Below are 21,066 nucleotides of genomic sequence, written 5' to 3' on the forward strand. Positions count from 1 at the left end.
CACTTAATGAATAAGTACTAAGGATTGGGTGAACTATTATGAATAAATTAGACAATACTAGCCAAGCAGTTTCAGGAGTAGAAACAACAAAAGCATTAAGTGAGCAAGACACTCAGACGGATAATACCGTAAATACATGGGATCTACTTACCGATGAGCAACAACAAGATATATTAGCTCACTTAACCGCGATGCCATTTCAATAAACTATTGGCTTAGTGTAGGCCTTTATTTTTCCTTGTGGATAATCTAATCCAATGAGGTTTATTTTGTGATACTTTTTTAACCACTGAGCCCAAAACTCGTCTTTCCCTTTCTAATTTTCTCACTATTCTGCAAACTGTTAACTCGCTTACACTCTCAATAGCTCTGATTGTAGTTGAAATGCTATTGAGCTAAGTTAATAAAACTATTATAAAAAACAAATGCAGCGGAGTCTGCAGATTAGATTTGGAGCAATAGTCACGGATGATATCTTACCTACTTAGACGACTTTTATTGGTTGTCCCAACCTTCATTGGAATTACCTTACTTATCTTTGCGCTAACGCGTTTTGTTCCTGGTGGTCCTGTAGAGCGTATGCTTTTAAGTTTACAAATGCAGGGGGCGTCTGAAACGGGAGGAACCAGCAGCGTTACCGATGGCAATAACGCATTATCTGAAGACCAGATCGCAGAACTTAATGCATTTTATGGTTTAGATAAGCCAGTTTTTGAAGCTTATTATGATTGGTTAACAAAATTAGTGGTTCTCGATCTTGGTGAGTCTACCCGCTACTATGAACCTGTTTGGGATATGATTGCAGAGCGTTTACCTGTCTCCTTATTTTATGGGGGAATGACCTTCTTATTAAGCTATTTAATTTCAATTCCTCTTGGTTACCTTAAAGCCTTAAAACACGGTTCCATTCTTGATTCTACCTCCTCTATTGCTATTTTTGTCGGCTTTGCACTACCTGGTTATGTCATTGGTGTTTTCTTAATTAGTTTGTTTAGCTATCAATTGGAATGGTTTCCAATGGGTGGTTTTGTTGGCGATGATTTTGATGACTTCGGAGTATTTGAGCAAATAAAAGACATTATGTGGCATGCCGTATTACCTCTATTTTGTTATCTCATCGGTGATTTTGCATTGCTTACCATGACCATGAAAAATAACTTAATGGAAAACTTAGCGGCAGACTATGTTCGTACCGCCATTGCTAAAGGCTTGCCATTTAGAAAAGCCGTTCGTCGACACGCATTAAGAAACAGCCTAATTCCTGTTGCGAGTCACTTTGGTAATTCACTGATGTTTTTTATGACGGGTTCATTTCTCATCGAGGTTATTTTCAATATTGATGGTATTGGCCTACTTGGTTATGAAGCCATTATAGAGAGAGATTACCCTGTTGTTATGGGACTTTTTGCAATCAATGCAATGATGCTAATGATTGGCAATATAGTATCGGATGTGTGTGTTGCAGCGGTTGATCCGCGTGTGAAATTTGGAGCTTAATGTATGTCATCTATTTTAAATTTAAGTCCACTAACACAAAAGAAGATCCAGAGATTTAAAGGGATTAAACGCAGTTATTGGTCATTGCTCATGTTATCGCTATTACTCGTGCTTTCTATTTTTGCAGAGGTATTGGTTAATAGCCGAGCATTGCTTGTGAGTTATCAAGGTGAATGGCATTTTCCAACGTATGGTGATGTGAAATCAGGAGAGACGTTTGGTTTAGATTATGTCCATGAAACTAACTATAGAGATCTACAGACCCATTTTGAGCAAGAAGATAAAGGGAACTTTGTCATTATGCCAATCGTACCTTGGAATCCTTATGAACAAGATTTTTCAGGGGACTTCCCTCCGACAGAGCCAAGTGCCAAAGAAAAACACTACTTAGGAACCGATACTATTGGTCGAGATATTGTATCGCGTTTGTTTTATGGTTTTCGAATTGCTATGGGCTTTGCTTTAATTACGTTAGTCATCTCTTATGCGATTGGCGTTTCAGTCGGTTGTGCGATGGGATTCTTTGGTGGCAAGTTTGATCTGTTTTTCCAACGCTTTATTGAAGTTTGGTCCATGGTACCTTTTTTATACGTCATCATGATTTTGGTGTCGATAATGAAACCGAGCTTTATGCTATTCACTCTAATTAATGTCATGTTTGGCTGGATGGGGATGACTTGGTACATGCGAACCATGACCTATAAAGAGAAAGCCCGAGAATATGTGATGGCAGCCAAAGCACTAGGGGCATCTAATTCTCGAATTTTATTCCATCATATTTTACCTAATACCATGGTGATGATTGTGACTTTAGCTCCATTTACTATAGTAGCAAATATTACCGCTCTTACGGCTTTGGATTATTTAGGCCTTGGCTTAATGCCTCCAACACCAAGTTGGGGAGAGTTATTGCAGCAAGGAAAATCCAATTTAGATTCACCTTGGATAGCGAGCTCGGTGGTGACGGCGATTGTGACGGTATTAATCATGGTGACCTTCATTGGCGAAGGGATCCGAGAAGCGTTTGATCCTAAAAAACACACTAGATACGTATAGCGTAACTTGATTATAAATAATAAGAATAGGAAGGAATCTATGACAATAAAAAGCAGACTTACGTTATTAACGGCATCAACCAGTGCTTTGTTGAGCTTTACTGCTTTTGCAGCCGATCTACCCACTAATTTAGAATGGCAGACTAACGATTCAGCCCCAACGTTTTCTTCACCTAAAGCGACTTTTGGTGGAACCTATCGAACCTATACATTGAGCTTTCCACAAACATTTCGCTCTGTTGGTCCAGATTCAAATGGCGCTTTTAGGGCGTGGGTACTAGAGGCAAACTTACCCCCATTAATCAAACATCCGAATACGGGTGAATGGCTGCCAGGTTTGGCACAGTCATGGGCGTTTGGAGATGATAATAAAACGGTTTATTTTAAATTAAACCCTAATGCGACGTGGAGTGATGGTAAACCGGTGACTGCAAAAGATTACCAATTTATGCTTAAACTAATGCGCTCAACAGACATTGTTGCGCCTTGGTATAATGACTTTTTCACCAATGAAATTTCGAACATTATTACCTTTGATAAGCATACCGTGGCAATCGTCTCTGCAAAACCAAGAAATCGTGATGAGTTAATTGAATACACCAACCTAATGCCTCGCCCTGAGCATTTTTATGGCAAACCTAAATTAGATGAAAACAATGACGGTATCGACGACAAATTCGTTCGTAAATATAACTTCAAACCTGAGCCAACAACAGGGGCTTACTACATCGATAAAATTAAAAAGGGTAAGAATATCACCTTGAAACATGTGGGTGAGGATTGGTGGGGTTATGAGAATAAATACAATCAAAATCGCTTTAACGTTGAGAAAATAAACATCAAGGTGATCCGTGATGCAGATATCGCCTTAAAACATTTTGAAAAAGGAAATCTAGATTCATTTGGATTAGTGCGCCCTGATCTGTGGCATGAAAAATCTAACGGTAAAAACTACCAAAGTGGCTATATTCAAAAAGCGTGGGTATACAACCAAGCTGCGGTAGGAGCCGGAGGATTATGGCTGAACACGGCAAAACCAATGCTGAACGATATTAATGTTCGCAAAGGCATTATGCATGCAACGGATTTTGACATGATGATCGAAAAAGTCCTTCGTGGAGACTATTCTCGTAAACCTAACGGGATGGGATTTGGTCATATTGGCTATGATAATACAGAGATTAAAGCTCCTAAATTTGATGCAAAAAAAGCCATCGAATATTTTGAAAAAGCAGGATTTACTAACATAGGGTCTGATGGTATTCGTCTTAATGATAAAGGCGAGCGTTTGAGCTTTGCAGTGACTTACTCTCAACAGACATTCACTCCTCGTGTTGCTGTTTTAAAAGAACGAGCAAAACTGGCCGGTTTAGATTTTGAACTGAACCTGATTGATGGCTCAAGTATGTTCAAATATGTGCTTGAGAAAAAGCATGACATCTCTTTTCATAATATGGGAACCGCTGATATCCCTGCTTATTGGGAATACTTTCATTCAGACAATGCCAATAAACCACAAACAAACCACTTTACCAATTTTACCTCTCAAGAGTTAGATAGCTTGATTGATTCATTTAAGAATGAATTTGATATTGAGAAAAAACGCGCCCTTTCTCGTAAGATCCAACAAGTGATTGCGGATGCTAACGTCATTGTTCCTGGTTACATGGTTCCTTATGCTCGCGCAGGTTACTGGCGTTGGATGAAATTGCCAGAAAATATGGCAACCAAACAAACGGGGTATTTATTCCATGGTTGGGGATTCTCTCAAACCTTCAGTACATTCTGGATTGATGACGCAATGAAAAAAGAGACGAAGGCCGCAATGAAATCAGGAAAAACGTTTGAGCCTGTCAGCATTATTGATGAGACCTATAAGCTCTAAGTTAGTATTTAAAAGCTAGGAGAGGGATCTCCTAGCGGTAAATGGATAAAAATAATAAAACAGTGAAGAAGCATATGGATAGAAAAATTGTTTTATCGGTAGAAAATTTAGTAACTGAATTTGAAACTGATGATGGAACCGTAACCGTACTTGATGGCGTCAGTTTTCAAGTGCCGAAAGGAAAAACCATTGGTATTGTTGGTGAATCCGGCTGCGGAAAAAGTGTCACAGCAATGTCGATTATGGGTCTATTACCAAAACCTTATGGCAATGTGGTGGGAGGACGAATTTTATATGGAGAGACAGATTTAGTTCAGTTAAGTCCTGATAAGTTGTATGAGATGCGTGGAAACCGTATTTCGATGATTTTTCAAGATCCAATGACCGCACTAAACCCAGTGCACACCATAGGAAAGCAGATAAATGAAGTGCTAGAACTTCATCGTCCAGATTTAGATAAAAAGCAGCGCCTTCGTTATTCTTTAGAAATGCTAGAAAAAGTAGGGATACCGTCACCCGATTCTCGTCTTCATGAATATCCTCACAATTTATCTGGTGGTATGCGTCAGCGTGTCATGATAGCCATTGCTTTGGCATGTGAACCTGACATTTTAATTTGTGATGAGCCGACAACAGCATTAGATGTCACGATCCAAGCTCAGATCTTAGAGTTAATGAATAAACTGCAAGATGAAACAGGTATGTCGATCATTTTTATTACGCATGATTTAGGTGTCGTTGCTGAAGTGTGTGATGAAGTCGTTGTGATGTATGCAGGGCGAGTGGCAGAACAAGCAGGGATTTTTGAGTTGTTTGATAACCCCAAGCATCCATACACACAAGGCTTAATGTCTTCAATGCCAAGTTTAAGCTTACAACCTAAAACAGAACTAGAGACTATTCAAGGAACCGTCCCTTCACTTAATGAGATGCCAAGTGGCTGTCGTTTCTCTACTCGTTGTAAATACAAGCAGGAGAGATGTGACACTGAAATTCCAATGATGAATGAAGTTGGGTTATTACACCATGTAAGCTGCCATTTTAGTAACGCATTAGTGCTTAATAATGAGGTGATAAAATGAATGAATTATTAAGAGTGGATGAGCTTAAACAGCATTTTTATTCAGGTAAAGGGATCTTTAATAAGGGATATGTGGTTCATGCCGTTGATGGGGTTTCGCTGAGTGTTAATAAAGGCGAAACCCTCGGGCTCGTCGGTGAGTCTGGCTGTGGTAAAAGTACACTAGGTCGTAGCCTTCTTAAATTATTTGAACCAACTGCAGGGCGTATATTTTTTGAAGGTCAGGATATTACTCATCTAAGCAATAAAGAGATGCGATCACTTCGCCAAGAAATGCAGATTATCTTTCAAGATCCAACCGAGTCATTAAATCCAAGACATACCGTTGAAATGATCTTGGAAGAACCGTTTGTTATTCATGGCGTCGGTTCAAAAGAAGAGCGTAAACAGTGGGTAGAAGAATTATTAATTAAAGTCGGTTTACCAGTAAGCGCTGTGACTCGTTATCCTCATGAGTTTTCAGGTGGCCAAAAACAACGAATTGGCATTGCAAGAGCGATAGCATTAAAGCCAAAATTGATAGTGTGTGATGAATCGGTGTCAGCCTTAGATGTGTCTGTTCAAGCTCAGATAGTGAATTTGTTATTAGACTTACAAAAAGAGATGAACTTAGCGTTGATTTTTATTGCTCATGATTTATCGGTAGTGAAGCATATCTCAGACAAAGTGGCTGTCATGTACTTAGGTAAAATTGTCGAATACGGTGATTCAGAAAGCTTATATCATTCGCCAAAGCACCCTTATACCGAAGCCTTACTTTCTGCAATACCTGTTACTCATCCTAGGTTTAGAGGAAAGGAGAGGATCATTTTAAAAGGAGATGTTCCTTCTCCCATTAATCCTCCCAAAGGATGTCGTTTTTCAACTCGTTGCCCAAAAGCAGAAAGTCAGTGCTTTACTAAAGAGCCGCTAAGACACATTATTTCCCAAGATGGGCATGAAGTAGCTTGCCATTTATATAAATAAATATCTTTTTTGAAACATCTGTATTTGCTTGTTTTATCCTATAGTTAATAAAAAAGTATGAGAGAAAATCATGAAGAAATTATTTGCTTTTACGGCTCTAGGGTTACTCGCTGGCTGTTCATCGTCAATGCCAGAGATGGGAACGGCACAACCTGTTCATTACGCATGTGACGCTGGGCGAAATTTTCAAATCACGTTTAATGAAGATAAAGCATTACTGCAACTGCCTAAAGAAGATTATGCTTTAAAGCGTGCCGTATCAGCATCAGGAATGAAGTACATTTCGGATGATGGAATGCCAGACATTAGTGCGGCGATAGTGTTTTTTGGAAAAGGCGATGAAGCACGATTAGAACTGGGACGAGTTGTTTTAGATCACTGTAAAGTAATCAAGTAATTATTGACTTGAGAAATAAAGAAAAGGCGAAGCATTTGATAATGTTTCGCCTTTTTAGTATTAAATGTTTACTGCTTTAATTTAGCTTCCATAAGTTACAATATAACGATTTGGTTTGTGATTCATAGCAAGGACGATATTCAGTACCACAGCACCAAGAACAGAGACGGCTAATAGCCAAGGTGTGATAAAGAAGAAAGAGGCACTTAGGATACAGAAATCGATCGCCATCTGAACTTTACCAACAGAGATACCAAATTTTTCCTGAATGAAAAGACATAGGACATTAAAGCCACCTAAGCTTGAGCGGTGTCTAAATAAAATTAGCATCCCTAATCCCATCAACAGACCTCCTGCAATAGCGCAGTAAATATCATTGATATGATCCACCGAGATCATCATATTTAAATGATCAGTCATGATAGAAACAAGGCCACCTGAAATTAGGCTAGTTAGTGCAAATCGTTTTCCAAATCGCTGCCAAGCCAGAGCATAAAATGGCAAGTTACAAATGAAGTATAAAATACCGAAACTGATCCCACTCATTTGGCTAATTAACAGTGCAAGTCCTGTCGTTCCGCCAGTTAAGAGATCGGCTGCTTGTAAAAAGAAAATGCCTTGAGAGACGAGAAAAGTGCCTGTAAGAATAGCAATGACATCTTCCTTGTGTGTGTGTTTTACTTTTTCCATAACGATAAGTCTATTTAATACCAACAAAATAATGGACGCCAGAATAGTAGGATTCTGAATTTATGCAATTATTTAAGCGTAAATATAAGCCTGTTTTTGTAGTAAACCCTTTACATAGTGTAAAGCTAAGAATTGACAGGTTACACCAACATGAGTGGATATTATGAGTCTCGTTCATGTTGATAATGAGTAATCCGCAACAAAAATAACAAAGAAACATACAAATTAGGGTATCTGATCCAGATCAAATTATGTAGAATACATCGCAGTTAAGACTAGTGACGTAATCGTTTGCGTCGCTGGGCTATTTTTGGGTTTTATATTTATCTGAGTCAGGAGATACAGATGCTTAAGCGTGATATGAACATTGCAGATTACGATGCAGACTTGTTTGCAGCAATCCAGGAAGAAACAGTACGTCAAGAAGAGCATATCGAGCTGATTGCTTCTGAAAACTACACTAGCCCACGAGTGATGGAAGCTCAAGGTTCACAATTAACAAATAAGTACGCAGAAGGTTATCCTGGCAAGCGTTACTACGGTGGTTGTGAGTTTGTTGATAAAGTTGAAACATTAGCTATCAACCGTGCATGTGAATTATTTGGTGCAGAGTACGCAAACGTACAACCACACTCTGGTTCTCAAGCGAACAACGCTGTTTACATGGCACTACTAAATGCTGGTGATACAGTACTAGGTATGAGCCTTGCTCACGGTGGCCACTTAACTCACGGTTCTCCAGTAAACTTCTCTGGTAAGCTTTACAACATTATTCCTTACGGTATTGATGAAGCTGGTCAGATTAACTATGAAGAAATGGAAGCACTAGCAGTAGAGCATAAGCCTAAAATGATCATTGGTGGTTTCTCTGCTTATTCTCAAGTATGTGATTGGGCGCGTATGCGTGAAATCGCAGACAAAGTTGGCGCTTACTTCTTCGTAGATATGGCTCACGTAGCGGGTCTTATTGCTGCTGGTGTTTACCCTAACCCAGTACCACACGCTCACGTAGTTACAACAACGACTCATAAAACACTTGCTGGTCCTCGTGGTGGTCTTATCCTTTCTAATGAAGGTGAAGATCTTTACAAGAAGCTGAACTCAGCAGTATTCCCTGGTGGTCAAGGTGGTCCTCTAATGCACGTTATCGCTGGTAAAGCGGTTGCATTTAAAGAAGCACTAGAGCCAGAGTTTAAAGAATACCAAACACGTGTTGTTGCTAACGCAAAAGCGATGGTTGCAGAGTTTCTTGCTCGCGGTTACAACATCGTTTCAGGCTCTACTGAAAACCACTTGTTCCTAGTTGATTTAATCGATAAAGACATCACTGGTAAAGAAGCAGATGCGGCACTAGGTTCAGCTAACATTACCGTTAACAAGAACTCTGTACCAAACGATCCACGTAGCCCGTTTGTTACTTCTGGTATCCGTGTTGGTTCTCCTTCTATCACTCGTCGTGGTTTCTCTGAAGCTGATGCGAAAGAACTTGCTGGCTGGATGTGTGACATTCTAGACAACATGGGTGATGAGTCTGTTATCGAAGCAACAAAAGCAAAAGTATTAGAAATCTGTAAGCGTCTACCTGTATACGCTTAATACTTTCGCGACACTAAATTTAAAAGGCTAGCCTGTGATGGGCTAGCCTTTTTTATTGGTTATTTATATGATTTTTTAGGTTAATAATTGTGAACTAAAGTACAGATAATTCATGATAAGCATGAGAAAGAATTTCTGATTCATGATTTTTATTCTATTTCTGTATTATTTGTGAGAATAAGTAAAAATAAATGTGGTATGTTTCGATCTCAGTGAACTGAACGTTTAGTTTCAGCACTTTTAAAAGGTTGAATCATGAGTAAAAAATTATTGTTAGCATCGTTGATATCAATGTTGCTTGCTGGCTGTAATCAGGAAAGTATAGAGCTTGGTGGTGGTAACCCGACTAAGCCTGAAATTATTCCGCCGACAGATATTATCCCACCGGAGCCTGAGCCTATTCCTCCTACGGATATTATTCCGCCAGCTACTTATGTTGGAACATTAGCAGCATCTGGAATACCAGTTATAGGTGATGTTGAATGTAATGGCATTGAGTTAGGTACAAGTTCGGGGACATTTACTGTTAAACAAGGAGTTGAATTCTCTTGTTTATTGGATGATGTGGTTTTAGGGACATTTAAAGCCCCTTTCCCATCAAAAGGAAAAACTTCAGTAGAAGATTTAGTTCCTCATAGTTTCGATGTAATTGGCATTTATGGTAAAAATGCAACCAGTGTTCTTATATCAATTAGTGATTGTAAAAACACCGATAATATTTGTCTTTCTCGTGTTAGTAGTGATGAAATTAGAAATATTTATAATGAAACTAGTTTAAAAGACGAGGAAGTAGTTAAGATATTTGTGTCTGGTAAAGCTACGGATGAAATAGGTAAAGCTCCGTCATCTCATGTTGATAGTTTAATCGTTCCTGAAGTTACACCGGGTACAAGTAATGATTTAAATAGTGGCTTTGTTTCTGCTAGTGCAGAAAATAGCTATGTCTATAAACCAAGTGCTGAAGCGAAAGTATTAACTAAAAGTAAGTTAACAGATAATACTGGTACCGTATTGGCAGGAATTAATTTCTTTTCAGCCAATACGGTAGGTATTACGGACGAAAATGGTGAATTCGAATATTTGTGGGGCGATAAGCTTACTTTTGGTATTGATACTTTTGAATTTGGTAGTGTTGCAGGTAATCAAGTTAGTTATAAGCTCACAGACGTTAGTGATAATGCAATCGTTAAAGCGAATATCCAATCGTTAATTATACGCTATGCAGAGAATAACAATAATGGGTTAGTTATTTCTAAAAAAGTTCAAGAGACATTTTCCCTTTACCCAAATGTAATCAACGAGCTGATTAATTTAAGTTTACCTAATGGTGGTAAAATTGAAGGAACAGAGTTTTTATTACCTAATGAATTTGATTCACAATTCCAAAATGGGTTAACTGCTGCTATTGATGCCGAGTTACAACAGCAACCAGTCTCATTTTATTCTTCAGATATCTCACATGTATTCTCACTAGATAGTGGTACTTATGTAACCGATTCTCTAACTAAAATATTTAGTGGGGTAACTAGCTTTCATGTCTTCAATGACAACGGCAGCTTTTATGGTGCTACGGGTTATACTCGAGGAATGCGAGCGTTAAATTTATCTAACCGAGCATTTCCTATTATGATGCCTCGTGCGGATATCAATAAGGATATTCCTTTTGGAGAGCAGCAAGCATGGACTCGTGAAGGCCGTCCTTATATTGCAACTTATCCTGGTACAGAAATGCCGCCGATCCCTCTTGTATCAAAAGATAACGCTACTTTTGGTTTTCCTTTTGTTACCGCTGGCGAAATTGGTTCTGGTAAAGTGGTATTTATGGGTAATAGCATGTACCCAAGCATTATTTCATGCCCTGATAACTATTGGGCTCATGAACTTGTGCGTATTGATAGTGAGGCACAACAATGTACATCATCATTTTATTTATTAAATGATGTGCGTAATGATCAAGGAAGTATGGGGATTTTTTTCTCTAATCTATTTACTTGGTTAAATGGTGGTAACTCGATCAAAGATATTAATGTTGCTACAAATATTACTAAAGCAACACTACTTAAACCTGGCACATCACACGGTACAGAATATGACTTCTTTGTAAACCGATCTTTTGGTTTCTCACCATTTGTCAAAATGTTAACTAAGGATGGATTCTCTGGACATTTATCAGTAAGTGAAACGCCGTTATTAATTCTTCAGGCTTATCCGCCTAAGCCTCAAGGTGATGGTATGAGCCATCGTTTTATTGCTGATTTAGAAAATCCCAATCTAAGCCAAGATGATATTACTGCTTTAATTACTTACATTAATGAAGGCGGCAGTGTTGTATTTATGGATGCAATTGATAAAGTGACTAACCCTGAACCAATTGGACGTTTAGCTGATTCAGCTGGTGTTTCATTAGGTGGGAGTAATGTTACCCCAACATCACAAGCATTTTGTGGTTCGTCATATTACTGTCAAGCGCCATCTCCCAATCTTCATGTGAAGAGTCAATATGAAATGGTGGTTCTTGAACGCTTCCAAGATGTCGATGGACAACAACCGTATACAGTAAATCAAGATGGTTCGGTTGAATGGACTAAAGATGAAACTAAGATTAAGTTTGAAATTCCAACTTATGAAATGATCAAACGTGATGATAAAGGTGCCCCTTTATTAGATAAAGATGGCGTTCCTATAGTAGAGACTAAGTTCGCTCGCATTTTTGTTAAGAATGGTGAAGAAAGAGCAGCTGCTATATCTGAATTACAAGAAGCATTTGAAGGAACACCTTTATGTACTCATTCTTATGAGTATGAATTTAATTGTATAGAAACTCGTCAAGGTGATGGTGTACAAGTTCGTGGTGCGTATGGGCGTGCTGATTTTGATCGCTATCAAATGAACCAAGATATTGTAGAAAGCATGGTTAAAGCTGCAAACCTTGGTGACAATTTTAATGCTTTAATGGAGCATGAAATGTATTACCGTACTAAAGGTAAGGAGGGTGCACGTTTATCTACCGTTGAGCTAAATCAGACGTACGATAATCTTTCAATTTGGATGTGGAACGATAACCCATACGCTTATGATCCTAATGTTCAAGATGAATTAGGATTTAAAACTGCGGTTAACTTCTTAAATTGTTATACAGATAACCAACATCAAACTGATGCTCAAGAAGCTGCTTGTCCGGTCGATCTAAAAGCAACATTAATCGCGAATGGTATGATTCATGGTGAAGGTGAATTAGCGGGACAAATGAACCCTAGTTACCCACTAAATTACATGGAAAAACCGTTAACTCGCATTATGTTAGGTCGTTCTTTCTGGGATCATGAAATAACGGTTGATACGACTAAATACCCTGGTCGAACCGTTGGCGCTACAACATCTGAAGTCGTTAATATTGAAACAGCTGGCAAAGCGGTAAGTTATTCAGCAGGAAATAACCAATCAACGGGCTTATGGGCACCTCAATTAAGTGAGGTGACGGTTAGTGATGGTGTAACTGCAATGATTACCGTTATGATGGCGGATGATTTAACAGGTAAGCCACAACACGAGACAAGTTTAAACCGTCCTCCTAGAATGCAGATGAGCTTTGCTCACGATGGTAATACAACAACATTTAAAGTTCCTTATGGTGGTTTAATTTATATTAAACCGACAGAAACATTAAGTGGTGCTTCAACAGTCGCTGAATTTAATTTGGACGGTGTTGAAAAAGCGGCATGGTGGAAAAAAGATCCTGCGAGTAACCTTGGTGAGTGGGTAAATACACCTGATTCTTCAACTGCGCCAATCGCAGAAATTGATACGGGTTCATTTATTTACACTACAGCTCTTAATAACGTTAAGACAGCTGATCTTAATGAATTCAGTAAAAATATGAACCGCTTTGCTGATGCAGCAAGTGATTTTTACGGTCGTGATGAAGTGAGTCTAGATGGTAAACATCGTCGCTTTACTTATCCAGAACTAAAAGAGTTCCGTCATCGTTTTGTGAATGATGTACAGATTTCGATTGGTGCGGCGCATTCAGGTTACCCTGTGATGAGTAGTTCATTTAATGTTGACTCAAATAAAATACCAACAAATGCAATTGATGATTGGTTGGTATGGCACGAAGTTGGTCATAACCTTGCTTCAGCACCATTCTCGGCGCCGGGTAGTACTGAAGTAACAAATAACCTCCTAGCTCTGTATATGCAAGAGTTGGAAGGCCGTAATGCTAACCCAGAAATGGATCGTATTAGAACGAGTATTCAAAAAGCGCCAACTTGGTTAAGCTCTAATAATGGTCACGCATGGAGTCATGGTGATGCTGGACTTCGTTTAGTGATGTTTGGTCAACTGAAGATTTGGGCTGAAAATCATTTCGACATTGATCGTTGGTATGCTGATGGCGAAACGAAACCAACTATCTACAACCAAGATCAAGGCTGGAATATGATCAAGCTGATGCACCGTTTAGCTCGTGATGGTAAAGAAACGGATGGCGGTAAGAATTACTGTAGTTCAACTCAAACTGGTTTATCTGGTGGTGATCTATTGATGGTGTGTAGCTCTTATGTGTCTGGTTATGACTTAAGTGAATTCTTCCAAACATGGAACGTTGGTGAAACATCAAGTACCAATACTGATGGCTCGAAGACATATTCTGGTGGTGTCACAGGTACAGTTAACCTGTTGTCTGGTTTAACATTACCTAAACCAAAGGTAAGTCCACTAACTATCAACACGCTACCTAATTAATAGGAAGTCATAACAAAAAAAGCCCCCGAACCATAAAGTTCGGGGGCTTTTTACAATAAGTAAGTAAATAAAAACTTACTTATTAATATTAATCAACGCGCCAGATTTACATTGGAAAGTGTAGTAACGGCTTGTTTCATTAAACTTACCTAGACCTTCACCTGTACAGTAATCAACGTTAATATCACGCATGATATCTAGCGTTTTCTCATTGTTTAATTGGAATTTAGAACCGTCGCTACAAATGATGCGAACACGGCCATCATCACTAACTGAATATACTTTCACTTCAGTATTACATAGCTCAAAAGAGGCATCTTGATAATTGTCTTGTTGTTTTGGTGCGCTGCTACAGCCAGCTAAAACTAGTGCAAACACACACGTTAAACTGATTTTTTTCATTATGATAATTCCCTTAAGCTACATTATCTTATAAATATATCGTGTATATCTACTGAATGCGAGTTTCAATCAAATAAATCAGAGCTAAACCTTAATGGTGTTAATTTGAGAGGTTAGCTCAGCCATTGTTTGTTCTATATGCTGCATTTCCGTTTCAAGATGATGAATAAGCTCGTTGGTTCCATTTGCTAGCGATGCTAAATCATCAATATCCGCATTTACCGCATTTGCTGTTTCAGATTGTTCTAATGTAGCCGCTGAGATACTGGTATTAAAATTGTCGATTTCAGAAACAGCAGAGTGCAATGAATCAATAAAGGCTGTTGAAGAATTTACACTATCTTGAGTTTTTGCACTTAGTGTTTTGCTCTCTTCCATTGAAGCAAATGAGTGTTTAGCACTATGACCAATTGTATCCAATAATTGACGGATATCACTGGTAGCTTCCTGGCTTCGTTGAGCTAACTTTCTTACTTCATCGGCAACGACTGCAAACCCTCGACCTTGTTCTCCTGCTCGAGCCGCTTCAATAGCCGCGTTTAGAGCAAGTAAATTAGTTTGCTCAGATACCGCAGTAATCGTATCTAAAATGTCAGAAACATTAAGAGTCTGTTGCCCTAAGTGTTCAACGTGCTCGTGGGTATTAATAATACTGCGATGTAAATCATTCACTATATCAGCGGTATTAATCGTGTGACTTTTACATTCTGTCGCATTGTTTGTTGCTTCGGTTGTTGTCTCATTCGCGCTGTTTGTTACGCCTGCAATTTCAGAGCTTGTTTGAGCCATTTCAGTCATGGCGGTAGCAATGCTATCGCAGTGAGTTAAAGTCGCTTGGCTTGATTTAGTTGCTTTTTGGAGGTGTTGGCTCAATAAATTAAGCTCATTTTGAGTTTGAGAGGCTACAGTATGAGCCGTTCGAAGTGGTAATGAAATACTTTCAATTAATGAATTAATATCTTTGGCAATATGATCAAATTCGTTTTCATTGTTATCTTCAAGCGTTAGCGTTAAATTCTTAGTTGCTGAAATCTCATTGATTCGACGACTAAAAGAGGCCATTCTCTGGCTGATTGAACGTGCGGTGGTGAAACTGATAAGGGTAATTGGAAGAATCAACAGCAGGGCAATCGCAATATAAATAGTACGATTAAGTTTTGCTTGGCTCATGTTCTCATTTGCTGCGGTATTCAGATCTTGAGATATGCTATCTGTGATCCCCTTAATAAGCCCAATTCGTTGTGTGGCAAGAGCAAACCACTCATTCGCATTTGGACCATCTAACGAGACTAAATTTTGTTTTTGAGATAGGTATCTCTGCTGAATATCAGAAACCTGTTTCCATGTATTTGAACGAGTTGCTGAGGCTAGTAATTCAATAAAATGAGAAGAGAGCACAGAGTTGGCTTTACGAATAGCAAGTGATTCTGTTGAAAGGTAATTATTGATGTCTGCATACTTATCTAAGCTAGATTTCTTACCTGCGAATGCACCATTTAACGCTCCTCGTGTTTTACCTGCTTCTTCTTTTACTTGTAAAAGTGCAGATAACCCTAACATTTCATTACGTAAATCTTGAGAATCGATACTTCCTATAATTACAGAGATAGAGTCGAGAGATAATTGATTCAATGTAGAGTAATAAACGAAAGGAGAGTCTGTAATTGATAGACTATCAACTTGAGAGCGAATGTTATTTTTATTGTTTAACTGCTTAATAATGTCTGACAGTACGAGGTTCACCATCTCTTTATCTAAAAACTCAGCGTTAAAACTACGGAGTGCTTGTTCGGCATCATCTGATTTTTTACGCTGGGCAATTAACTTATCTTTACCTGAAGTACCTTTAGAGGCAATAAACCCTGCAGTTAAACCTCGTTCAACGGCAAAGCTATGAGCAACATCATCAAGAGAATTAAAAAGGGTTACCGCTTCTAGTGAAAAGTTCGCATTATGGACATTACTGTTTTCCTGATTAAATAATTGAATTAAAAATGCAGAAATGATTAATGTAGGTAATAACGATATGACTAATAATCGGTATTTGATGCTTTTTAAAATAGATAACGTCATAGATAGCCTTAGAATAAAAATAGGTGTGTTTAATAACATCGGCAATATATATTGACACTTTAGTTACTTAGTGTTTTTTTATTGACATAACACTAACATATATCGTTGCTTAATCACTTGAGCATAGGCACAGTTCTGCTTTTCTTGTACACTAAATAAAAAAATATAGGAGGCAACTATGCATTGTCCATTTTGTAGCGCAACAGATACGAAAGTCATTGACTCGCGATTGGTTTCTGATGGCCATCAAGTACGTCGTCGTCGTCAATGTTTAGCGTGCAATGAACGTTTTACTACCTTTGAATCCGCCGAGTTAGTGATGCCAAAAGTGATAAAATCAAATGGCAATCGTGAACCGTTTAATGAAGATAAACTGTCAGGTGGGTTATATCGTTCATTAGAGAAGCGCCCTGTTAGTGCAGATTTAGTTGAGTTAGCATTAAATACCATTAAATCTCAATTACGAGCAACAGGTGAACGAGAAGTACCATCAGATATGATTGGTAATCTGGTTATGGACCAATTGAAAGAACTCGATAAAGTGGCATATATTCGTTTTGCTTCGGTTTATCGTAGTTTTGAAGATATCAAAGAGTTCGGTGAAGAAATCGCAAAATTAGAGAAATAACATGAAATTTACCTCCCAAGATCACCAAATGATGCAAAAGGCCATTTTACTGGCAAAGCAAGGTATTTATACCACCGCCCCAAACCCAAACGTTGGTTGTGTGCTGGTTAAAGATGGACAGATTATTGGAGAGGGAGCGCATTTAAAAGCGGGCGAACCGCATGCGGAAGTTCATGCATTACGTCAAGCAGGTGAAAATGCCAAAGGTTCTACTGCGTATGTTACGTTAGAACCTTGTTCTCATTACGGAAGAACTCCGCCTTGTGCTGAAGGGTTAATTAACGCTGGAGTAAGTAAAGTTATTTGTGCCATGGTTGATCCAAATCCTCAAGTCGCAGGACGAGGTTTAGCTATGTTAAATGCTGCTGGTATTGAGACCGCCTCAGGTTTATTAGAAGCAGATTCTAGAGCCCTAAACCCTTCATTTTTACAACGAATGGAAACAAAGAAACCATTTGTTCAATTAAAAATGGCTGCCAGCCTTGATGGAAAAACGGCTTTGGAAAATGGGGTGAGTCAATGGATAACCTCAAAAGAAGCGAGACAAGATGTTCAGCGTTATCGCGCTCAATCAGGGGCTATTTTATCTACATCGAAAACGGTGATTGAAGATAATGCCTCATTGAATGTGCGTTGGGAAGATCTTCCTGTATCGATACAAAAATCCTACCCAAAAGAAGCATTAAGACAGCCTTTACGTATTATCTTAGATCGCCAACACCAGCTAACTCCTGAACTTAAGTTATTTATGACAGAGGGAGAGGTTGCGACCGTTTCTTCTCAGCTTTCTCACTCCGTAGCTGCTCAAGAAAGTCATCTTCATTGCAATGTAGGCGATGACGAACAGCTGATATTATCTGAAGTCATAGATAAAATAGCACAAGAATATAACGTTAATCATATCTGGGTCGAAGCAGGTGCGACATTAGCGGCAAGCATGATAAAAGCAAATTTAGTTGATGAGTTGATCATTTATCTTGCGCCTAAGCTTATGGGTGCTGATGGACGCAGCTTATTGAATCTAGTTGGATTAAAAGCCATGTCTGAAGCAATAGACTTAGACATTACGGATGTTCGAATGGTCGGAAAAGACATTCGTATTACAGCAAAAATAGTAAGGTAACAGATGTTTACAGGAATTATTGAGTCAATAGGAACACTTCAGGCTATCACTCCAAAAGGTGAAGACATTAGTGTTACCGTCAATGTTGGTAAATTAGACATGGGCGATGTAAAGCTTGGAGATAGCATTGCCACCAACGGTGTGTGCTTAACGGTCGTTGCAATGACTGGGCATACCTATACTGCTGATTTATCGTTAGAGACTTTAAAACGTACCGGTTTTGTTGATTACAAAGCGGGCGATAAAGTGAATCTTGAAAAAGCCATGTTACCAACCACTCGCTTTGGTGGTCATATTGTCTCTGGTCATGTTGATGCGGTTGGTGAAATCATTGAACGCCATCAAACAGGTCGAGCGGTTGAGTTCTGGATCCAATTACCACAAAGTTTAGCCAAGTACGTGGTAGAAAAAGGATCTATAACGGTTGATGGCATAAGTCTAACGGTTAATGATTTACGTAAAAATGCATTTAAGTTGACGATTGTCCCTCATACGGCAGCTGAAACAACAATGGACAATTTCTCTGTAGGTCAAAAAGTGAACCTAGAAGTGGATGTCATTGCTCGATATTTAGAAAGACTTGTGATCGGACAGAAAGAAGAGCAACCTGAGTCTTCTGTTACGATGGATCTTTTGGCAAAATCAGGTTTCTTAAAATAACCACTTAACCTAACTTAATATATTAAAGGTATTTCACATGGCAATTAGCTCAGCAAAAGACATTATTGAAGATATTCGTTTAGGTAAGATGGTTATCCTAATGGATGATGAAGATCGTGAAAATGAAGGCGATTTGATCATTGCAGCAGAAAAAATAACACCAGAAGCAATCAATTTCATGGCAACACATGGTCGTGGTTTGATTTGTTTAACTCTGACGAAAGATCGTTGTGAAAATCTAGGTCTTCCACCAATGGTGCAAGATAATAACGCACAGTTTACGACTAACTTTACGGTTTCTATTGAAGCCGCTGAAGGCGTAACTACAGGCATTTCAGCAGCTGATCGTTCTCGTACGGTTGAAGCGGCAGTGGCAAAAAATGCAGTGGCAGCAGATTTAGTTCAACCTGGTCATATCTTCCCTCTTGCAGCACAAGAAGGTGGTGTACTAACTCGTGCAGGACATACTGAAGCAGGTTGTGATTTAGCGCGTTTAGCAGGTTTTGAACCAGCCGGTGTTATTGTTGAGATCTTAAATGATGACGGCACAATGGCTCGTCGCCCTGATTTAGAAGTATTTGCTGAAAAGCATGATATTAAGTTAGGCACAATTGCAGACTTAATTGAATACCGTAACGACAATGAAACAACGATTGAGCGTGTTGCTGAGTGTAAATTACCAACAGAATTTGGTGATTTTGATTTAGTTACTTACCGTGACACGATTGATAATCAACTTCATTATGCAATGAAGAAAGAAAATACGTCAGGTACTGCACCATTAGTTCGTGTGCATCTTCAGGATACGTTTACTGATATTCTTCATTCTGATCGCTGTGCTGAACGCAGCTGGACACTACCAACGGCAATGCAACGTATTGCAGATGAGGGTGGCGTACTTGTGATTTTAGGCAATGAAGAATCAACTGATAGCATTGTGCATAAAATTAAGGTACTAGAGCGTCAAGATAGCGGTGAAGCGCCGACGATGGCTAAGAAGCAAGGTACGTCACGCCGCGTTGGTGTCGGATCTCAAATCTTAGCTGATATGGGTATTTCTGATATGCGCCTGTTATCATCGTCTTCAAAGCGTTACCATTCATTATCAGGCTTTGGCCTTAATGTGGTTGAATACGTTTCAAAATAGCGTATTGATGGGCTCTATTGTGTAAATAGAGCCCAAATAATTAGATATTTGTCACAAAGCTGTGATAGAATCCGGCGATTCTCACTATGAATACGTAGTTGAAAATAGTTACCCAGTTTAATTGGAATAATATAGATACAGGAAGGCTTATGAACGTAATTGAAGGCGGCGTTGCTGCTCCTAATGCGAAAATTGCAATTGTCATTTCTCGCTTTAATAGCTTTATTAATGAAAGTCTACTTTCAGGCGCTATCGATACATTAACGCGTTTTGGTCAAGTATCTGAAGAAAACATCACAGTTGTTCGCTGCCCTGGCGCCGTAGAATTACCGTTAGTTGCTCAACGAGTAGCTAAAACAGCAAAATATGATGCAATTGTTTCATTGGGTTCTGTTATTCGTGGTGGTACACCACATTTTGACTATGTATGTAGTGAATGTAATAAGGGTCTAGCACAAGTATCTCTGGAATATAGCATTCCAGTGGCATTTGGTGTTCTGACTGTAGATACTATCGATCAAGCAATCGAGCGCGCCGGTACCAAGGCTGGTAATAAAGGGGCAGAGGCTGCACTAAGCGCACTCGAAATGATTAATGTTCTGTCTCAAATCGAATCCTAATGGGGGTTAGTGTGAAACCAGCCGCACGTCGTAATGCACGTCAATTTGCGCTTCAAGCAATTTATTCATGGCAATTAAGCAAAGAAAATGTTGCTGATATTGAAGAGCAGTTTTTAACTGCAGATAAGTATGATGAAGAAGAGCATCATGCAAAAGAGCCTAAGCTACAAGCTCCAGATACAGATGTAGCGTATTTTCGCGATCTTTTCTCTGGTGTTGCTCTTAACCACATTAAGTTAGACGGTAAAATGCGTCCATACTTATCTCGTCCACTTCAAGATCTTGATCAGATGGAACTTGCGTTATTACGTATGTCTATCTATGAAATGATGAATCGTGACGATGTACCTTACAAAGTTGTTATCAATGAAGCGATTGAACTTGCAAAAGTATTCGCAGCAGAAGATAGCCACAAATTTGTAAATGGTGTATTAGATAAAGCGGCTCCAACATTACGTAAAAAGTAAGTTGGATTTAGCATACTAATTAATAGTAAAGGTCAG

Annotated in this window: 18 protein-coding genes; 15 read left to right on the plus strand and 3 right to left on the minus strand. The window is 38.9% G+C overall.

All coding sequences use genetic code 11. The annotated features are described in order from the left end of the window. The first annotated feature begins 38 nt into the window (after window positions 1-38). The 7 genes from AC2INI_RS03525 to AC2INI_RS03555 all read left to right on the plus strand — a co-directional run bounded on the left by AC2INI_RS03525 (window position 39) and on the right by AC2INI_RS03555 (window position 6,881). Window positions 39-206, plus strand: a complete 168-nt coding sequence (locus AC2INI_RS03525; RefSeq protein ID WP_162922540.1) for a hypothetical protein — start codon at window positions 39-41, stop codon at window positions 204-206. Window positions 207-468: 262 nt separating this feature from the next. Beyond that, window positions 469-1,497 carry an ABC transporter permease subunit gene (locus AC2INI_RS03530; protein ID WP_122035866.1) on the plus strand — a complete coding sequence of 343 codons (1,029 nt, stop codon included), beginning with the start codon at window positions 469-471 and terminating at the stop codon, window positions 1,495-1,497. Window positions 1,498-1,500: 3 nt separating this feature from the next. Beyond that, window positions 1,501-2,553, plus strand: coding sequence for an ABC transporter permease (locus AC2INI_RS03535; RefSeq protein ID WP_122035865.1), 1,053 nt, complete (start codon window positions 1,501-1,503; stop codon window positions 2,551-2,553). Between the two features lie 39 nt (window positions 2,554-2,592). Beyond that, entirely contained in the window at window positions 2,593-4,437 is a 1,845-nt protein-coding gene (locus AC2INI_RS03540) for an extracellular solute-binding protein (RefSeq protein WP_486305362.1), read from the plus strand. 74 nt (window positions 4,438-4,511) lie between these two features. Next, a complete protein-coding gene (locus AC2INI_RS03545) occupies window positions 4,512-5,519 on the plus strand; it encodes an ABC transporter ATP-binding protein (RefSeq protein WP_122036163.1) in 1,008 nt (335 codons plus the stop codon). After that, window positions 5,516-6,484 carry an ABC transporter ATP-binding protein gene (locus tag AC2INI_RS03550; protein ID WP_486305363.1) on the plus strand — a complete coding sequence of 323 codons (969 nt, stop codon included), beginning with the start codon at window positions 5,516-5,518 and terminating at the stop codon, window positions 6,482-6,484. Before AC2INI_RS03545 ends, AC2INI_RS03550 begins: the two co-directional genes overlap by 4 nt. Window positions 6,485-6,554: 70 nt before the next feature. Beyond that, window positions 6,555-6,881, plus strand: a complete 327-nt coding sequence (locus AC2INI_RS03555; protein ID WP_486305364.1) for an MliC family protein — start codon at window positions 6,555-6,557, stop codon at window positions 6,879-6,881. Between the two features lie 81 nt (window positions 6,882-6,962). Here the strand turns inward: AC2INI_RS03555 and AC2INI_RS03560 are convergent, their stop codons facing one another. Continuing rightward, window positions 6,963-7,571, minus strand: a complete 609-nt coding sequence (locus tag AC2INI_RS03560; protein ID WP_122035858.1) for a YitT family protein — start codon at window positions 7,569-7,571, stop codon at window positions 6,963-6,965. Window positions 7,572-7,916: 345 nt separating this feature from the next. Between AC2INI_RS03560 and glyA the strand changes: the two genes are divergently transcribed. Both glyA and AC2INI_RS03570 read left to right on the plus strand, forming a co-directional pair. After that, window positions 7,917-9,167, plus strand: coding sequence for a serine hydroxymethyltransferase (glyA, locus tag AC2INI_RS03565; RefSeq protein ID WP_045101444.1), 1,251 nt, complete (start codon window positions 7,917-7,919; stop codon window positions 9,165-9,167). Window positions 9,168-9,422: 255 nt separating this feature from the next. Beyond that, window positions 9,423-13,910, plus strand: a complete 4,488-nt coding sequence (locus AC2INI_RS03570; protein ID WP_486305365.1) for an SslE/AcfD family lipoprotein zinc metalloprotease — start codon at window positions 9,423-9,425, stop codon at window positions 13,908-13,910. A 75-nt stretch (window positions 13,911-13,985) separates the two neighbouring features. Here AC2INI_RS03570 and AC2INI_RS03575 read toward each other — a convergent pair whose 3' ends face one another. Together AC2INI_RS03575 and AC2INI_RS03580 are read right to left on the minus strand one after the other, a co-directional pair. Further along, window positions 13,986-14,312, minus strand: coding sequence for a hypothetical protein (locus tag AC2INI_RS03575; protein WP_122035855.1), 327 nt, complete (start codon window positions 14,310-14,312; stop codon window positions 13,986-13,988). Window positions 14,313-14,396: 84 nt separating this feature from the next. Further along, on the minus strand, window positions 14,397-16,385 hold the full coding sequence (locus tag AC2INI_RS03580; RefSeq protein WP_486305366.1) for a methyl-accepting chemotaxis protein: 1,989 nt from the start codon (window positions 16,383-16,385) through the stop codon (window positions 14,397-14,399). A 178-nt stretch (window positions 16,386-16,563) separates the two neighbouring features. Between AC2INI_RS03580 and nrdR the strand changes: the two genes are divergently transcribed. The 6 genes from nrdR (at window position 16,564) to nusB (ending at window position 21,030) form a co-directional block, all read left to right on the plus strand. Further along, window positions 16,564-17,013, plus strand: a complete 450-nt coding sequence (gene nrdR / locus AC2INI_RS03585; protein ID WP_060993574.1) for a transcriptional regulator NrdR — start codon at window positions 16,564-16,566, stop codon at window positions 17,011-17,013. A gap of 1 nt (window position 17,014) precedes the next feature. Further along, window positions 17,015-18,136 carry a bifunctional diaminohydroxyphosphoribosylaminopyrimidine deaminase/5-amino-6-(5-phosphoribosylamino)uracil reductase RibD gene (gene ribD / locus AC2INI_RS03590; RefSeq protein WP_486305367.1) on the plus strand — a complete coding sequence of 374 codons (1,122 nt, stop codon included), beginning with the start codon at window positions 17,015-17,017 and terminating at the stop codon, window positions 18,134-18,136. 3 nt (window positions 18,137-18,139) lie between these two features. Further along, window positions 18,140-18,796 (plus strand): riboflavin synthase, encoded by a 657-nt coding sequence (locus AC2INI_RS03595; RefSeq protein WP_122035850.1) that lies wholly within the window; start codon window positions 18,140-18,142, stop codon window positions 18,794-18,796. A gap of 37 nt (window positions 18,797-18,833) precedes the next feature. Further along, the gene (gene ribBA / locus AC2INI_RS03600) at window positions 18,834-19,943 is read left to right on the plus strand and encodes a bifunctional 3,4-dihydroxy-2-butanone-4-phosphate synthase/GTP cyclohydrolase II (protein ID WP_122035848.1); all 1,110 of its coding nucleotides are present in this window, start codon (window positions 18,834-18,836) and stop codon (window positions 19,941-19,943) included. A gap of 149 nt (window positions 19,944-20,092) precedes the next feature. Then, window positions 20,093-20,563 carry a 6,7-dimethyl-8-ribityllumazine synthase gene (ribH, locus tag AC2INI_RS03605; protein WP_122035847.1) on the plus strand — a complete coding sequence of 157 codons (471 nt, stop codon included), beginning with the start codon at window positions 20,093-20,095 and terminating at the stop codon, window positions 20,561-20,563. Continuing rightward, on the plus strand, window positions 20,563-21,030 hold the full coding sequence (gene nusB, locus AC2INI_RS03610; protein ID WP_122035845.1) for a transcription antitermination factor NusB: 468 nt from the start codon (window positions 20,563-20,565) through the stop codon (window positions 21,028-21,030). The genes ribH and nusB overlap by 1 nt, the downstream gene beginning before the upstream one ends. The last annotated feature ends 36 nt before the right edge of the window (window positions 21,031-21,066 follow it).

This window comes from Aliivibrio friggae, from assembly GCF_057368515.1.

Excerpts from the sequence above, each read along its gene's own strand:
- nrdR (WP_060993574.1), top strand. The coding sequence starts at position 16,564 with ATGCATTGTCCATTTTGTAGCGCAACAGATACGAAAGTCATTGACTCG.
- glyA (WP_045101444.1), top strand. The coding sequence starts at position 7,917 with ATGCTTAAGCGTGATATGAACATTGCAGATTACGATGCAGACTTGTTT.
- AC2INI_RS03535 (WP_122035865.1), top strand. The coding sequence starts at position 1,501 with ATGTCATCTATTTTAAATTTAAGTCCACTAACACAAAAGAAGATCCAG.
- AC2INI_RS03570 (WP_486305365.1), top strand. The coding sequence starts at position 9,423 with ATGAGTAAAAAATTATTGTTAGCATCGTTGATATCAATGTTGCTTGCT.
- AC2INI_RS03575 (WP_122035855.1), bottom strand. The coding sequence starts at position 14,312 with ATGAAAAAAATCAGTTTAACGTGTGTGTTTGCACTAGTTTTAGCTGGC.
- ribH (WP_122035847.1), top strand. The coding sequence starts at position 20,093 with ATGAACGTAATTGAAGGCGGCGTTGCTGCTCCTAATGCGAAAATTGCA.
- AC2INI_RS03580 (WP_486305366.1), bottom strand. The coding sequence starts at position 16,385 with ATGACGTTATCTATTTTAAAAAGCATCAAATACCGATTATTAGTCATA.
- AC2INI_RS03540 (WP_486305362.1), top strand. The coding sequence starts at position 2,593 with ATGACAATAAAAAGCAGACTTACGTTATTAACGGCATCAACCAGTGCT.
- nusB (WP_122035845.1), top strand. The coding sequence starts at position 20,563 with ATGGGGGTTAGTGTGAAACCAGCCGCACGTCGTAATGCACGTCAATTT.
- AC2INI_RS03555 (WP_486305364.1), top strand. The coding sequence starts at position 6,555 with ATGAAGAAATTATTTGCTTTTACGGCTCTAGGGTTACTCGCTGGCTGT.
- AC2INI_RS03530 (WP_122035866.1), top strand. The coding sequence starts at position 469 with ATGATATCTTACCTACTTAGACGACTTTTATTGGTTGTCCCAACCTTC.
- AC2INI_RS03525 (WP_162922540.1), top strand. The coding sequence starts at position 39 with ATGAATAAATTAGACAATACTAGCCAAGCAGTTTCAGGAGTAGAAACA.
- AC2INI_RS03595 (WP_122035850.1), top strand. The coding sequence starts at position 18,140 with ATGTTTACAGGAATTATTGAGTCAATAGGAACACTTCAGGCTATCACT.
- ribBA (WP_122035848.1), top strand. The coding sequence starts at position 18,834 with ATGGCAATTAGCTCAGCAAAAGACATTATTGAAGATATTCGTTTAGGT.
- ribD (WP_486305367.1), top strand. The coding sequence starts at position 17,015 with ATGAAATTTACCTCCCAAGATCACCAAATGATGCAAAAGGCCATTTTA.
- AC2INI_RS03545 (WP_122036163.1), top strand. The coding sequence starts at position 4,512 with ATGGATAGAAAAATTGTTTTATCGGTAGAAAATTTAGTAACTGAATTT.
- AC2INI_RS03560 (WP_122035858.1), bottom strand. The coding sequence starts at position 7,571 with ATGGAAAAAGTAAAACACACACACAAGGAAGATGTCATTGCTATTCTT.
- AC2INI_RS03550 (WP_486305363.1), top strand. The coding sequence starts at position 5,516 with ATGAATGAATTATTAAGAGTGGATGAGCTTAAACAGCATTTTTATTCA.